15 protein-coding genes are annotated in these 15592 nt (G+C 33.5%); 14 read left to right on the top strand and 1 reads right to left on the bottom strand.

Features of this window, described 5'->3' with window-relative positions; genetic code table 11:
* Positions 1 to 35: 35 nt before the first annotated feature.
* The 13 genes from nrdD (AT726_RS03645) to AT726_RS03585 all read left to right on the top strand — a co-directional run bounded on the left by nrdD (AT726_RS03645) (position 36) and on the right by AT726_RS03585 (position 12003).
* The gene (gene nrdD / locus AT726_RS03645; protein ID WP_237297199.1) at positions 36 to 566 is read left to right on the top strand and encodes an anaerobic ribonucleoside-triphosphate reductase; all 531 of its coding nucleotides are present in this window, start codon (positions 36 to 38) and stop codon (positions 564 to 566) included.
* Between the two features lie 690 nt (positions 567 to 1256).
* The gene (locus tag AT726_RS03640) at positions 1257 to 3263 is read left to right on the top strand and encodes a reverse transcriptase domain-containing protein (protein ID WP_068759061.1); all 2007 of its coding nucleotides are present in this window, start codon (positions 1257 to 1259) and stop codon (positions 3261 to 3263) included.
* 103 nt (positions 3264 to 3366) lie between these two features.
* Entirely contained in the window at positions 3367 to 3723 is a 357-nt protein-coding gene (gene nrdD, locus AT726_RS03635) for an anaerobic ribonucleoside-triphosphate reductase (protein ID WP_068759060.1), read from the top strand.
* 256 nt (positions 3724 to 3979) lie between these two features.
* Positions 3980 to 4735, top strand: coding sequence for a GIY-YIG nuclease family protein (locus AT726_RS03630; protein WP_068759059.1), 756 nt, complete (start codon positions 3980 to 3982; stop codon positions 4733 to 4735).
* Positions 4736 to 5013: 278 nt separating this feature from the next.
* Positions 5014 to 5373, top strand: a complete 360-nt coding sequence (gene nrdD, locus AT726_RS03625) for an anaerobic ribonucleoside-triphosphate reductase (RefSeq protein ID WP_068759058.1) — start codon at positions 5014 to 5016, stop codon at positions 5371 to 5373.
* A gap of 289 nt (positions 5374 to 5662) precedes the next feature.
* On the top strand, positions 5663 to 6622 hold the full coding sequence (nrdD, locus tag AT726_RS03620; RefSeq protein WP_082704870.1) for an anaerobic ribonucleoside-triphosphate reductase: 960 nt from the start codon (positions 5663 to 5665) through the stop codon (positions 6620 to 6622).
* 224 nt (positions 6623 to 6846) lie between these two features.
* Positions 6847 to 7350 (top strand): anaerobic ribonucleoside-triphosphate reductase activating protein, encoded by a 504-nt coding sequence (gene nrdG, locus AT726_RS03615; RefSeq protein WP_068759057.1) that lies wholly within the window; start codon positions 6847 to 6849, stop codon positions 7348 to 7350.
* 94 nt (positions 7351 to 7444) lie between these two features.
* On the top strand, positions 7445 to 7687 hold the full coding sequence (locus tag AT726_RS03610) for a hypothetical protein (protein WP_237297198.1): 243 nt from the start codon (positions 7445 to 7447) through the stop codon (positions 7685 to 7687).
* Positions 7688 to 7858: 171 nt separating this feature from the next.
* On the top strand, positions 7859 to 8980 hold the full coding sequence (locus AT726_RS03605; RefSeq protein ID WP_068759056.1) for an LAGLIDADG family homing endonuclease: 1122 nt from the start codon (positions 7859 to 7861) through the stop codon (positions 8978 to 8980).
* 311 nt (positions 8981 to 9291) lie between these two features.
* Positions 9292 to 9477, top strand: a complete 186-nt coding sequence (locus AT726_RS03600) for a hypothetical protein (protein WP_237252743.1) — start codon at positions 9292 to 9294, stop codon at positions 9475 to 9477.
* A 79-nt stretch (positions 9478 to 9556) separates the two neighbouring features.
* Positions 9557 to 10585, top strand: coding sequence for an acyltransferase family protein (locus AT726_RS03595; protein WP_068759055.1), 1029 nt, complete (start codon positions 9557 to 9559; stop codon positions 10583 to 10585).
* A gap of 699 nt (positions 10586 to 11284) precedes the next feature.
* Positions 11285 to 11746: a GNAT family N-acetyltransferase gene (locus AT726_RS03590; protein ID WP_068759054.1), complete on the top strand. Its 462-nt coding sequence runs from the start codon at positions 11285 to 11287 to the stop codon at positions 11744 to 11746.
* A 56-nt stretch (positions 11747 to 11802) separates the two neighbouring features.
* Positions 11803 to 12003, top strand: a complete 201-nt coding sequence (locus AT726_RS03585) for a GHKL domain-containing protein (RefSeq protein ID WP_158508537.1) — start codon at positions 11803 to 11805, stop codon at positions 12001 to 12003.
* A 168-nt stretch (positions 12004 to 12171) separates the two neighbouring features.
* Here the strand turns inward: AT726_RS03585 and AT726_RS03580 are convergent, their stop codons facing one another.
* Positions 12172 to 13080 (bottom strand): SDR family oxidoreductase, encoded by a 909-nt coding sequence (locus AT726_RS03580; RefSeq protein ID WP_068759052.1) that lies wholly within the window; start codon positions 13078 to 13080, stop codon positions 12172 to 12174.
* A gap of 272 nt (positions 13081 to 13352) precedes the next feature.
* Between AT726_RS03580 and AT726_RS03575 the strand changes: the two genes are divergently transcribed.
* Positions 13353 to 15305 carry a GGDEF domain-containing protein gene (locus AT726_RS03575; RefSeq protein WP_068759051.1) on the top strand — a complete coding sequence of 651 codons (1953 nt, stop codon included), beginning with the start codon at positions 13353 to 13355 and terminating at the stop codon, positions 15303 to 15305.
* Positions 15306 to 15592 lie beyond the last annotated feature (287 nt).

Here is a 15592-nt window from a genome sequence, read left to right as displayed (position 1 = left end):
AGATGGAGATTTTTATGTGTAAAGGGGTGTTTACTGTGCGAGAAGTGATTAAACGTGATGGAACTCATGTAGCCTTTGATGAGTCGAAGATTTATCAGGCCATATTGAAAGCAATGAAATATGGAAGTGGAGTAATTGATAAGGAAATCGCAAAGAAGATTGCCCATGAGATCAATTTAACATTTGAACATTTACAAACAACGCCAACCATTTTTCAAATTGAAACGTATGTGTATTTAAAGTTAATTGAGAATGGTCATGAGTTGACAGCGAAAGCCTATGAAGGATATCGTGCGATTCAACAGTTTAAGCGTGAAACGAATACAACAGATGATAGTATTTTAAGTTTGATTGATTTAAGTAATGAAGAGGTCATGAATGAAAACTCGAATAAGAATCCAATGATGGCTTCTACTCAGCGTGATTTAATCGCGGGAGAAGTGTCAAAGGATATTACGCGACGTAAGAAGTTGCCGGCACGTATCGTGCAGGCTCATGATGAGGGAGTCTTACACTTTCATGATATGGATTGTGTGAAACGTTTTCAAGAAACTCAAGTAGCCTAACTACTTGATGGGATTTGAAGGAGTAAATAAATTACTCTAACTACATTACTGATAACTCAAATGAGAGCGCCAATAAAGCTCGAAGGGGTACACTGAGACCTCCCGCATGCACTCTTAGCTAACAAATGAGAGTGTGTGAAGCCGGGTAAAGACGAGTGAAACCTACCCTAACACGTAATGGTGAGGAAAAATAAGTCAGAGGTGACTATGTAGGCATAGCACGGGTGGCGATTGACATGGTGAGAATGACATAAAATATGAACATAATATTTAGTCTGACGAACTTCCGAATGTACTGTCCTTAATGTCGGGTATATCGAAAGGTATACATACTCTTTGTGAAAGCAATGGGTAGTAAGTGTGGATTAGTAGTTCTTAGTCTTGGCGAAACTCCATATACCCTTATGGCGGGTATCAAGCTTGCAGGGCAATAGGAAGCACCTAAATCAATCATTAAGCTAAGTAATGTGGAACGTTTGAAGCTTCTTACATCTATATAGCCTTTGTTAGAGGTGATGGTGAGATATAAGACTCCGGTTGAAATTCTCTTTGAAGAAGTGGCAGTAGGGGTGTAGTAGCGACGAAACTATGATAATAAGTAGTGGAGCGAAGGCCCCAAGTCAATAAGATAAGCAAAAAATAGCAGAATTGAGTCATAAATCAGTTACGAAAAAGAGGGGCGGAACCAAAATGAAGCCCGAATATGCTCAAACAACGAGGATACAGTTCTTTAAATCGGCTGATTACTATGGCATGTCAGAGGTATACGAAGATTTATACCATAAAAGCACGAATAACATTAATGTTAAGAACTTAATTCCAATAATCAAAGATAAACGCAATATGCTTATAGCTATAAGATGTATCAAAGCCAATAAAGGTGCTGATACTGCGGGTATCGATGGAATTACTTTCTCCCAAATGCTTAAATCTAATTCAATAGATGAACTACATCATAAAGTATGTGAACTTATTGATGACTACAAGAGTTCGGGGGTAAGAAGGGTATACATTCCCAAGAGCAATGGTAAACTTCGTCCATTAGGAATTCCTAATGCAATTGACAAGCTAGTCCAACAAATGATTAAACAAGTCTTAGAGCCTTACTGTGAAGGAAAGTTCTATAAACATAGTTATGGGTTTAGACCTACCAGAGGCGTAGGAGAAGCCATCGCAAGGTGTCACCACTTAGTTGTGAATGCTCGATGCACGTACTGTGTTGACATAGACATCAAAGGTTTCTTTGATAATGTGCATCATAATAGACTAATCAAACAAATGTGGAACTTAGGTATCAGAGATAAACAAGTACTTATGTTAGTCAAGAAGATAATAAAATCCCCTGTAGATGGAGTTATCCCAACAAAAGGGACACCTCAAGGTGGAGTTCTATCGCCTTTACTAAGCAACATTGTTCTGAATGAATTAGACCATTGGGTAGCTAAACAATGGGAAGATTTTCAATCTCACTGCCACAGTAATAAGACGAAAGATGAGTTCTACAAAGAACTACAGTATAAGAACAAAAGTCCTAATCCGAATTACATCCCAGGTAAGAAGACCAAAGGAAACTCAAAGTACATTCGAAAATGGAAAACCTTGAAAACAGGATTTATTGTTCGATATGCAGATGATTTTAAAATTTTCACATCAAATTATAAAGAAGCAATCAAATGGTTTCATGGTGTTAAACAGTTTATTGAGAAGAGGCTTCACTTAGAAATAAGTGAAACCAAATCAAAAATCATAAATCTTAGGAAAATGAAAAGTAAATTCCTTGGATTTGAACTTAAGGCAATAGATACCAAACAGAAGTACAAGAAAAGACGTACTAATGTTAAAAATAAAGGAAATAAAAGTCGATGTATCCTGCAAGTAAGAGTAAGTAGAGATAAATTGGATGAAATGGTAGAGAAGTACAGAACACTACTGAACAGTCTGCTTAAACAAGGGGCGAATAAGCCTCAGATAATGAAGCGGATTAACACGACAATCATGGGATGGCAAAATTATTGCCAACTCAGCACTTATCCATCAAAAGACATGGGTGAAGTCCATTATAGAATTTTTGGTAAACTTAAGAGATTAGCAACCTACCATGGGAAACTTAAAAAGATTTCACTTAAGGAAGCTAAGAAACGTAGTGAACTAATTAATAGGAAATATTCTGAATATAATGGAAAGACATTCATATCTGTCGAGGGTATTGCTTTATGTCCAATCTGGGCAATTAAACAGAAGAGACTGGCTCAAAGAAATCCTAATATTAGTCCATACATAAGGGATGATTTAGTCAACTACTGGTATAAGGAACTAAAATGGGATAACTCTGCTGGCAGAAGATTAATTGAAAACTATTGTAACTCCCAATGGGTGAACTCTTTAGTTTCAGTTCATGCCTTGAGTCTCTACACAAGTCAGTATGGTAATTGCCCTGTAACAAATCTACCACTTTCAGAAGGTTTTGAGATACATCACAAAGTAGCAAAGAAAGATGGTGGTGAAGACCATTATCAAAATTTAGTTCTTATAAATCCTTTAGCACATAAACTATTGCATGCAAAAACTGATGAAACAATCATGAAATATATTGGTTTGATTAAAAACTTTGGTGGAAAGATTAATAAATCGTATACTAATGAACTTCGTAAAAAGTTACATTTAAATCAAATTAGGGTTACTGCTATGACCCAATAAATCTTATTGATGGAACGCCGTATGAGTACGAAAGTCTCACGTACGGTGTGGAGGAGGGGAAAAGGTAGAGATAACTTCAAAGCCTTACCTATTCCTATATTTCATGCAATCGATCTTCAACTGCTGCTTGATTGACATTAAAGATATGCTAGATAACGGAACGGTTATTAATAAGCGAATGATTGAAAGTCCAAAAAGTTTTCAAGTCGCTTGTACGGTTATGACGCAAATTATCGCGCAGGTAGCTAGTAGTCAGTACGGAGGACAATCAATCGATATCCGCCATCTTGGAAAATATTTAAGACGAAGCCGTGATAAGTATGTGGCGATGTTAGAAGATGTTATTTCTTCAAAGGCTGAACTTTCACAAACAGTCGAAGCATTAATGGCGAAAGAATTAGCATCAGGTGTTCAAACGATTCAATACCAAATTAATACATTAATGACAACAAACGGTTAATGTTGGTCGCCTTAATTAGGAATAATTAAGTGAACAGGTGGTGAACCTACAAATGTAGGGTGTGTTTCCAATCAGAATCTAAGATTCTGGTTAGTTCGGCGTAAAAATTGAACTTTTGATTCTTTCACATTAAGTGAGAAATGTGGAGAAAAGAGATTTTATAGACGAGTTGCGACTTGAAGCTAGATTGAGTAATTGGAAATGCTAACGATGAACGCTAAGTTACCCTATAATTTTTGATTAGAGGTAAATACCCGTGTATATCTATAAAATTACGAATATAATAAATGAAAAAGTTTATATAGGTCAAACTACTAGGGATTTAAATAAAAGATTTATAGCCCATAAGAACTCTCCAAATTTTAAGCATACAGAAAACTTTCCATTGGCTCGTGCGATTAAAAAGTATGGATGGGAAAACTTCACAACAGAGTTGATTGATACGGCAGACTCTCTAGATGAATTAAATCAAAAAGAATTATTTTACATTAAGAAATTTAATTCGCTAGTTGAAGGTGGCTGGGGTTACAATTTAAAAGGTGGAGGAGATTCTATTGGTTCTCACTCAGCACAGACAAAAGAAAAAATAGGTAGAGCACAAATGGGGGCTTTAAATCATTCTTTTGGAAAAACTGGAGAACTAAGTGCTAGCTCAAAACCATTGATATGTATAACCACAGGAGAAAAATATTCATGTGCTATGGAAGTTGCTAAGATATTAAAGTTGAATGTTTCTCATATATGTGCAGTTTGTCGAGGAAATAGAGGCAGCACGGGTGGTTTAGTATTTAGATGGATAGATGAAAATCAAAATATAGTAGATCCTAAAAATAAATCTAAAATAAAAAAAAGAAAAATTATGAATGTGGATACAGGTCAAATATATTCATCATTAAGAGATGCTGAAGTAGCTACTTCAAAAAATGGTAAATATAATGGAAACCTATGTAGATGCCTAAAAAATAAAACAGAGTGTAGATATAATGGTGTTAATTTTAAAATTATAGAGTAATATGTCAATATCGTGCCAAGCCTTAAAAAGCTAAAAGTGACGCTTAGATTTTTATACAAGCTGTAACTAGTGGTCAAAACTCAATTTTTGAGTTTATTGATGCTAGAAGATTTGATAGAAAGGTAAGAGCTTGAAGCTAGATTGATTATAATTTAAGGAAGGTGTATCGACTATCCCGTTAGGGAGTAGGTTAGAGGTGAAACTCCTTTTTCCGAAGCGCCACCCATCCAGAACGGATGAAGAGATAGTCAGTCCCCTTAGAAATAAGGGAGTAGGGAATGCAAAGCCCATTTGTTACATTATTTTTAAATTTAGATGAAACTGATGAATATGCTGAAGAGGTTGCTTTAATTATTGAAGAGATCTTGAAGCAACGTATTCAAGGAATTAAAAATGAAAAAGGAATTTATGCGACGCCAACGTTCCCTAAGTTAGTTTATGTTCTTCATGAACATAACTGCTTAGAAGGTGGGAAGTATGATTACATTACGGAATTAGCGGTTGAGTGTAGTTCGAAACGTTTATATCCAGATTATATTTCTGCTAAAGAGATGAGAAAAATTTACGAAGGAAATGTGTTTAGCCCAATGGGTCAAGGAACGGCTCATGTAAAACCTTGTGAACTGTTATGTGCGTAACAGGTGTGCATTCTACATTTTTAATGGAACAGTAGGAAATGACTGTTTAAGGATGTGCTAACTGGGAAGCCTAAGTGTTGTAACATATGGTAATCCAGTGCTAAGCCATTCATTTTTGAATGGAAAGTCAATCGACTATCGAAAGCGTAGCTCTCTTTGAGGGTGAGTAAGTGAGTAGAGTACAGTGGGAGATGCACCCATTGGAAGTGCAAGGCGCGATGATGGATGTGGGAGTCCTGAGCGAAGATATAGTCAGAGTGGGTAACCAGTATAGAAATGTACACCTCACTTGTGTCGTAGTTTCTTATCTCCATGGAAAGATGAGAATGGAGAGTATAAGTTTGAAGGACGCTTTAATCAAGGGGTTGTGAGCTTAAATTTACCTCAGATTGGAATTGTTGCAGCTGGGGACGAGGACAGGTTCTGGAACTTGCTTGATAACCGTTTAGATTTATGTTATGAGGCGTTAATGTGCCGTCACAATGCGTTAAAAGGAACGTTATCGGATGAGTCTCCAATTCATTGGCAGTACGGTGCCATTGCCCGTTTACCACAAGGTGCGGTCATTGATCCCCTGCTTATGGATGGATATTCAACCATTTCATTAGGATATATTGGATTATACGAAGTAACAAAACTGATGACAGGAGTGTCACACGTGCATCCTGATGGAGAAGCATTCGCTCTAAAAGTGATGAAACGTCTAGAGGAAGCGACAAAATTATGGAAACAACAAACGGGAATTGGATTTGGTTTATATGGAAGTCCAGCTGAATCTTTATGTTATCGTTTTGCGAAGATTGATTTACAGAAATTCGGTGAAATTAAGGACGTGACGGATAAAGGATACTATACGAATTCTTATCACGTCGATGTTCGTGAGGAAATTGATGCATTCTCGAAATTACAGTTTGAATCTCAGTTCCAGCCAATTTCAACAGGAGGATGTATTTCATATATTGAAATCCCAAATATGTCGCATAACTTAGAAGCATTAAAGCAGTTAGTGAATTATATTTATCATAATATTCAATATGCTGAGTTTAATACGAAGTCGGATTGTTGTCATGTTTGTCACTTTGAGGGTGAAATTATTATCAATGATGATTTAACATGGGAATGTCCAAACTGTCATAATAAAGATCAGGCGAAGATGAATGTTATTCGCCGCACGTGTGGGTATTTAGGAGACAATTTCTGGAATAAAGGGAAAACAGCGGAAATTAAGAGTCGTGTACTTCATTTATAAGCTAAAAGGCTAGTATAAATTAGATATCTATTTGTATATAGCTGATGAAAATGAGTATATTATGAGTAGGAGTTTCATTTCTACTGTAATGATGGCTTCTATTTGTGATACAGATAAGAAAACAGAGCCAATTTGGCTCTGTTTTCCTTAGCTTATCGTTAGGTAAGTATGTCACAGATATGATAAACTTATAGTAGTTAAGAACAGGAAATGTGGTGATTTTGATGTATTATGCACAAATTCGAAAATTTGATACTGCTAATGGAACTGGTATTCGTTCAAGTTTATTTGTATCTGGATGTACCCATTGTTGTGAAGGTTGTTTTAATCAAGATTATAAACATTTTAGGTACGGTCATCCGTGGACTAAAGAGGTAGAGGATCAATTTATAAACCACCTGACGAATCCTAATGTACATGGCGTAACAATCCTTGGTGGCGAACCAATGGATCAAGTTCGAGATAATGATTTACTTAATTTAGTGCAGCGAATTAAGCAAGAGACGAAGCAAAATATCTGGATTTATTCAGGATATACGTTTGAAGAGATTATGGCACATCCAAAGACGCGTGCCATTTTAATGCATCGTGATGTATTAGTGGATGGTCCATTTGTTGAAAATTTAAAAAATTTAAAACTACGATTTAGAGGAAGCAGTAATCAGCGAATTATTGATATCCAAAAGTCGTTACAAGAAGGGCAAGTATGTCTATTAGAAAATTATTAATAGAAGCAGGTTTATATGGTAAGTAGCTTAATTCAAGATTGAGAGTTTAGTGATTCCTATTCATATAATGCAAGGTAAGAGAAGGAGTTTAAGAATGAGTCAGTTGATTTATTTTGCGAAGGTAAAACCGGAAGCAATTATTCCATCAAAACGTGTTGAAGATGGAGCATTTGATATTTATGCTTGTTTTGAAGAGGATTACATGAAGGTTGAACCTCATGAGACGGTGTTAGTTCCAACAGGAATTGCATCAGCATTTTCAAGTGATTATGTCGCAATTATTAAAGAGCGTGGCTCAACAGGATCAAAAGGAATCGGCCAAAGATGTGGTGAATAAAATTTATATAACTAACACAGTATAATCTCATTATAACCATATAATGAAGTAGAAAAAATTTTGACTTATATGGTCAGATTATGTTAGCGTGTTTTAAGTTTTTAACTTAGACTTGCTTAATGTAATTGATTTTATTTATCAATTATTATATAGATTGATAGGAGATTATACATGCAGAACTATGAATTTAATCCAGATAAGAATGAATTTATTGCTAATTACCAAAAATTAAAATCTGGTAAAAATATGTCAGAATATTATGGGGTTAGTGTTCGAAAAATATATTCTTATGCTCAAAAGATAAATTATAGAAATACTTTAAAGAAAGATATTTCATGGAAACCACAAGATAAAGAGGAATTTATTAAATTGTATAATCAGTTAAAATCATCAACATTGATGGCAGAGCATTATAGAGTTAGTAAGAAAACGATTCTCAAATATGCTAAATCTATTGGGTTTAGGAATGAATATAGAAACTCTTTAACGAAAGAAGAAGTAAACTATGTTTTAGAAAGTTATCATTTAAAAAAGGCAATTACTATAAGTAAAGAGTTAGGAGTTTCTAAATCACTTATTACTAAAACATGGAGAATCAATAATTTAAGTGGAAAGACGTGTAGGAGATACTATATAAATGAGGATTATTTTTTCAATATAGACACAAAAGATAAAGCATATTTTCTAGGGATAATTGCTTCAGATGGATGTGTCTATTATCAACAAAATCCAAATAAGTTAAAGATGTTATCCTTTCAATTTAATATAAAAGATCGGGAAATAATTGACTCTTTTCTTTACTATACAGAAGCAGAGTATAAACCTATTATTAAGAATAAATATATATCTTTACAGATTAATAGTGATAAAATTGTAAATGATCTAGAGAAATATAATATAGTTCAGCGAAAAACATGGATATATGTACCTTATTTTATAGATAATCAACTCATGTGGCATTATTTACGTGGTTATTTTGATGGAGATGGTTCAATTTATCTTTGTGGAAAAGTGAATCCAAGTAATTGGATAATATCTATCTGTGGGAATGAATGTACAATGCATGCTTTTCAAAACTTTCTTAGAATTCATGGGATTGAAAGTTATGTAAGGTTAGATAATAGAAAAGAAAAGTATAAATATGATTTTTATAATTTGATTATTCGTAAAAATAGTGAGAAGATTAAATTTATACAAATGCTATATAATGATTCAGAAAATTTAAGGTTAAATAGGAAATATCTTAAATGTGTTGAATTTTTAAAGCTATATAATGAACGCCATCCTAATTAGAAATAGTTAGGTAATAAAGTGGGGTGTATCGGTGAAGTCCACCAATTTATTGGATAATACCGAGGGCTATAATACCTAATATAGTCCGTAACGCATAGGTAGTGAGCGTAAGTTAGGGATTGCAATAATCTACCCAAGAGCCTCCACCACCCTAACGTAAAGTCGAGGGTGAAAATGTATGCTGGACTTACACGATGGAAAAGTGTAAGAACTAACAAATAAAAAGTTGTTAGGTTAACAATTCGGTCATCGATTCAGGATATCGCGGTGAGTGGTTTATTGCTTTAACGAACCATAATACAAAGTCTTTAGTGATTGCAAAGGAGTCTGTTAAAGATCAGTTTGAAGGATGTATTGTTTATCCTTATGAAAAAGGAATTTGCCAGTGTATGATGGTAGAAGTTCCTAAGCTTCAGATTGAAGAAATGAGTTATGAAGACTTATTAAAAATTGAATCTGAGCGTGGAACAGGTGCGCTTGGTTCATCAGGTAAGTAAGAAGACAGCGAAAGCTGTCTTTTTTATTTTTACACTATTTACTAAATAAGATATAATTTTGTAAGAAGGGAGAGAGAGTATGATTCGATTATCACAGAGTTGGGTGCTTTATTTATTAATTTTTGGGATAGCCCCGCTACTTTTATCAGTACGTTCATACATTTGGGGACGTGAGGGATATGCTTTTTTAAATCGTACGAATATCGAAGTAGTAAAAGGATTCTCCATGTTATTAATTATTTTTCAAAGTTTATGTGATCGATTAGTAAATCAAAATCTTTTCACCATTAGTATTTCAAGAAGCGGGATACTAGGAGTGACGCTATTTTTATTTATTTGCGGGTTTGAGGCAATGACTCAATATATGAATAACCGACGTTATTTAAGAGGGTTTATTTTTCATCAAGTGATTCGAATTGTCTGTGTGTTTTTAGTTTGTAATTTCTTAGGTGCACTTGTGAATATTTCAATGGGTGGTCATGATAGTTTGAAGGGCATGTTATATCAGACAGTGAGTTTTCATTTTTCAGATAGAACAAGTGCCTGGTTAATCGGTGCACTTCTTTATTTTTATATCGCATTTTATCTAAGTTATCGAACAAAGTTTAAAATGAACTTATTATTATCGTTCAGTGTAATTTATATTGGGATTAGTTTGGCCGCCAGATGGAATTTTAGTATTGCGTTTTGCTTCTTAGTCGGTGTATTTGTTGCTAAATATAAAAAATATTTATTCCGTTTGATACGTGAATATTTACTGGGCCTTTTTATAGGTTCATTGGTTTCGTTTAGTGGGATTTATTTACTATACCTGAGAGGATTTATGTTCATTTCTCCGCTGGTACCTTATATATTTTTAATATTAGTTTTATGTATATTGATGAAGTTGCAGTGTCGATCACGAGTATTTGCTATGATTGGATATGCAGCTACAGAGTTATATTTAGTTCATGAGGTATTATTAATTTTAGTTTTAGGTTATTCAGAGACACGAAGTGGTGGTTTCTTATTATTATTCTTGATTCTTGCAATGGTTGGTGCATTTTTCTTGAAAAACGTTTCTTGTCGAATGTTCTTGGTTCCGAAGCAATGTCATGTACAAAAATAGATAGTTTTTGTCGGAAATCGAATGAGTATTTTCTCTTTCTCTTATAATTAGAGAAGGAGGGCGATTTGATGAGTGATGGGTTGATTAAACGAATATTTCAAGGATTAGTAGTCGCGTATATTTTATTATGCTTAATGTTAATATTAGGATCAGTTTTATGTTGAAAATCAGCTGGCTTTAGGCACCGATTTTTTATTTAATCGTTGTTATTTCTATAGGTGCTTTTTGATTGATTGTATTAATATCACAAAGGTTTATTTGATGAGAGTTGAAATTTGAATAATTTCTAAGTAATCAAATTCCTAAATATGGGTGTTAGGGTTAGATTATTTAAGTAATAAAAGTTTAACAATACTATGAGCTCAACTAGTTATGACAACAATTTTATTTTTATCCAATTTAAGACATCCCTTTACAAACAAATTCTATCAAAAAATTTCCTAGGAAAATATCTATGGATTGATCTCTATTTTTATTAGAGTAATGAAATATTGGGTAATTGTACTAGAGATTTTGTAGTAAGAACTTAAAGTTTTGATAAACTAACGTTTTTAGACTATGAGAAATGATATTCTCAATGAAAACAGATCTCTCATCTGTAGTTATCCAATTTTAACTTTCTTTGTCAAATAAGTTCTTTCATAGAATTTTTTCTCATAAGGTATGAATGCCTTTTTAAATATAGGGGGAGGGATTATAATGAAAGTACGAATCGCAACAGTAGAAGATATTCAGGCCTTACATCAACTTCATTTTTCATTAAATTGTCATCGACATACATTACAACCAACAAATTTTCAGGGACGTAGTGTTGATGAGGAATGGATTTATGAAAATATTGTAAGTTCTGATAAGGATTATTTGGTTTTAGAGATTAAGGATGAAGTTGTAGGAATGGCCCTTCTAGAGAAGAAGGAAGGTCACACGGTTAATGGAAGTGTTCGTTACCGATATTTATATCTTCGTGATTTTATGATTGATTCATCACATTGTTTACAGACACATGGTCATGAATTGTTTAAGGAGATACGACGTTATGGTAAAAAAAATTTTCTTTCATATATTCAATTAAATGAGTTAATTAACGATGAGGAACGATTAAAGTTTTTTGAAAAAGAACAGTTATTAGTGACTCAACAAACGTTAAAAAGTGCGATTTAGCTACCCTTTTGGGTAGTTTTTTTATGAAGGTCGGCATAATATTCGTGACTTTAGTCGTGGGAGGTTCAATAACTAATTTATTAGATAATGCGATTAAAATCTGTGAACGAAGTGATGAGAAATTTGTCGATCTTCAGATGTATACATTTAATGGCTCTTATCTTGTATTAAAGGTCATTAATAGTTGTACAAAGGAGTCGTTAGTTGAAAAGAAACGATTAATCAGTCGAAAAAAAGATTCGGATTGTCATGGATAGGGCATTAAAAATATGGAACGCGTTGCTAAATGCTATGATGGAATGACGATGTGGGAATATGATTCAGATACATTCCAATTTCAATTTATTATTACGATTCCTCTCCCCTCTTAGTAAAGTGTGGATTTGAAAAAACGGTTAGCCATCAAAATGTGACTAACCGTTTTTTTAAGTACTTGTTATGGTTCCACCGTTTGGATGAAGAATCTGCCCGGTCATGTAACTTGAATCATCACTAGCTAAAAAGAGGAAGGCTGGTGCCACTTCAAAGGGTTGTCCGGCTCTGTTCATCGGAACTTTAGGTGTTTTTGTTCCGAATGTTTCAAGCGCTTCTGCTGGCCATGAGGCTGGTTGAAGTGGTGTCCAAATTGGGCCGGGTGCAACTCCGTTAACACGAATGCCTTTCTCAACTAGAGATTGGGAAAGTGAACGAGTGAAAGTAAGGATAGCGCCTTTTGTTGCACTATAATCAATTAAATGCTTATTTCCCTCGTAAGCTGTTACTGACGTGGTGTTAATAATAGTGCTTCCCCGCTTTAAATAAGGAAGTACCGCTTGTGTCATATAAAAGAAAGAGTAGATATTTGTTTTAAAAGTTCGATCCAGTTGTTCTTCGCTAATATTTAAAATACTATCTGTTATGAATTGAACGGCGTGGTTATTCACAAGAATATCGATTTGTCCAAAGCGATTAAGTGCTCGACGCACGACTTCACTTGCCATTTCTTTTTTGCTTAAGTCGCCTGGAACAAGGATACAATCTCGCCCGAGCTCTAATATATGTTGTTGTGTTTCTTTCGCATCAATATGTTCATCAAGATAGGCAATGACAATATCTGCTCCTTCACGAGCAAAAAGATAGGCAACAGCCCGACCAATTCCAGAATCACCACCTGTAATAATCGCAACCTTATCTTTTAACTTCTGACTTGATGTTGCATATGGATTTTCTGAGATAGGGCGTGGCTGCATTAAGTATTCGAATCCTGGCTGTTGATCTTGGTGTTGAGGAGGGAAGGTTAAATTGACTTCTTCGCATTCTTCACGTTTTCCGATATATTTATAAACTGGATACATAAAACACCACCTTCAAAAGACTTGGAATAATATAAATATATTCGTTTAGTTTGATAAAAATGAAAGATTTCAATTAGATGAGATTGATGTTCACGAAATGACATGATATGATAGTTAAGTTGCAATAAAATGTTATATTATGTAAAAATATAATGGGTATTGTTTGATTGTAAACCTTTTACTACTGATAGCTTATGTTGAGAATTATTTAAGACTTTAGTTTTCATATATATCATATAGATTTATTTATATTTCTATAGGAGGGAAAGAGGATGAAGGTAAAGGCCATATTGATTGGGGCAATAGGTATTATCCTTTTATTTGGAATTTTACTTACACCAAAGTTAAAAACGGTTTTGAAAACAACGCCAAGTGATGAATTTATACAGTTAATGTACGATGGGGATGTACGAGAATTAACACAGGAACAATTAAAGCAGTATAAAGATGATATTAATCAGGAGTTAATCAAACTGAAACATCGCCAATCATTTGAAAAAATTTATCTTTCTCTTGGGAAAATTGCCTCGTTAGAAGAAGGATATGAGGATTCAAATAATTATTTATTAAATGTCATTAGCCCTGGGAGTCATACAAATAAAATGATTGACCTCAAGGTTTATGAAACATTAGCGGTTAATTATATAGCAATGGGGGATATCGAAAAAGGATATTTTTATTTTAATGAAGCAAATAATGTAGCTTATCAATTACAAGATGCTGAACTCGTAGCTTCTTTTTATCAACTTTTTTCTGAAACGTTACTAAACTATACAAATCATACTAACTTTCCAATTTATTTATTAGGTGAGGCAGTTGAATTAACTAATGATTATTATAAGAAAATTCAATTAAGGAAACAATTAGCCTCAGTTTATGAACTAAATGGTTTTTTTGATTTGGCCTTAACTGAATTTATAAGGGCACTAGATATGAGTGTTGAAAAGGGATATGTAGATTTAGAAATTAAAATTTTGGGTCGACTTAGTTTATCATACTATTCAAATCAGCGTTATCAAGACTCAATTGAGGTCATCAATCGTTATTTTGAATTGTCTTCAGATGATCCCGATTTATTTTATGTTTCACTATGGCTTCACAATCATTATTATTTGTATGGTTACGAGTCTGTACAGGAGCAATTGAAATCATTAGAAGAAGCAACTTCTAATTTATCGATTGAACAAAAGCATCAACTTTCAATATTTATTGATTTTAATCAAGTCTTTTTTCTTCATTCGGATGGACAATATGAAGAGTGTGAGAGGTATATAAGAAAATTAGAGAAGTTAAAAACAAAAACTACTATATCAGAATTAACAGGCTTATTGATAGATAAAATGAAATTAGACTTAGATTATGATAGAGGGGATCAAGGGATTGATTATATAAAGGAATATCGAAAATTATTGTCTGATTTACAACTGACTAATGATTCGGTTGAACGGAAAAGACTGATTATTGATAATGTATTACACCACTTATTAGAATTAGGTGATTATGAGACGGTTTATCAATACACAGCGGATTTGCAAAAACCGGTGACTCAAGAAATTACAATAATTAATTCTATCATGAATATGATTCAAAATAGCAGTGATAGCCATTATCTAGCTAAGAATAATATAACATCTATGCTGCTAAAGTTAGGTAGTTATGTCCTTTCCACTCTAGCTGGTGTTGGTCTAACTTATGGTGCGTACAGATATAATAGTTACTTTAAAATGTTAAAACGGAAAGCTAAAGAAAGTACTATATTCGATCCATTAACAAAGACATTAACGAAAGAAGCCTTGTATGAAACATTAGAATTAGAAATAGAATTAGGTCAGAATGAACTTTATTATTTCTTATTAATAGATGTTAATGATTTAAGTTCTTATAATGAATCATTTGGGTATTTAGCAGGTAATAAAGTCTTGATAGAAATTTCTAATTTGCTGAAAATCTATTTTCCAAATGCTTATATTTCACGCCATTATGGCCAACATTTCATTGTTGTAATAAAAAAACCTAATGAGGAAGAGTTATTGCAGCTTATTACCTCTTTGATTAATGAGATCAGCAATAATGAAAAAATTTCTGCAAAAAGACCGATAACATGCTGTATCGGAGTTAGTAAAGGATATTTAACTAATACATTAGATATTGATGAACAAATTAAATTAGCGACTAAAAAATTACAAATATCTAAACAACGCGGAACAGGAAGTTGTACGTTGTAAAGTCATATCAGTTGATATGACTTTTTTAGATTTATCTATAGAAAACGAAAGTCGTATGTAAAACAAAAGTCATTAGTTTAGGCTAATGACTTTTGAATTGGAAATATCTTATTCAACAAAAGTTGACTGATTATGATACACTAGATACATAGCGAAATATGATTGACATTTTTAGAATCAGGCTGATGATATCGGCCTTTTTAATACCAAGACTAACTATAGTGGCGCTAAAAGTTTTCAGTGATGAAAAACTTAGCGCCACTTATCTAGATACAAAATGATCAATT

The sequence above is a fragment of the Turicibacter sp. H121 genome (genome assembly GCF_001543345.1).
GTDB classification, from domain to species: Bacteria; Bacillota_I; Bacilli_A; order MOL361; family Turicibacteraceae; genus Turicibacter; species Turicibacter bilis.
The sequence above is the reverse complement of the archived record's forward strand: the minus strand, read 5'-3'. Positions and strand labels throughout refer to the sequence as shown.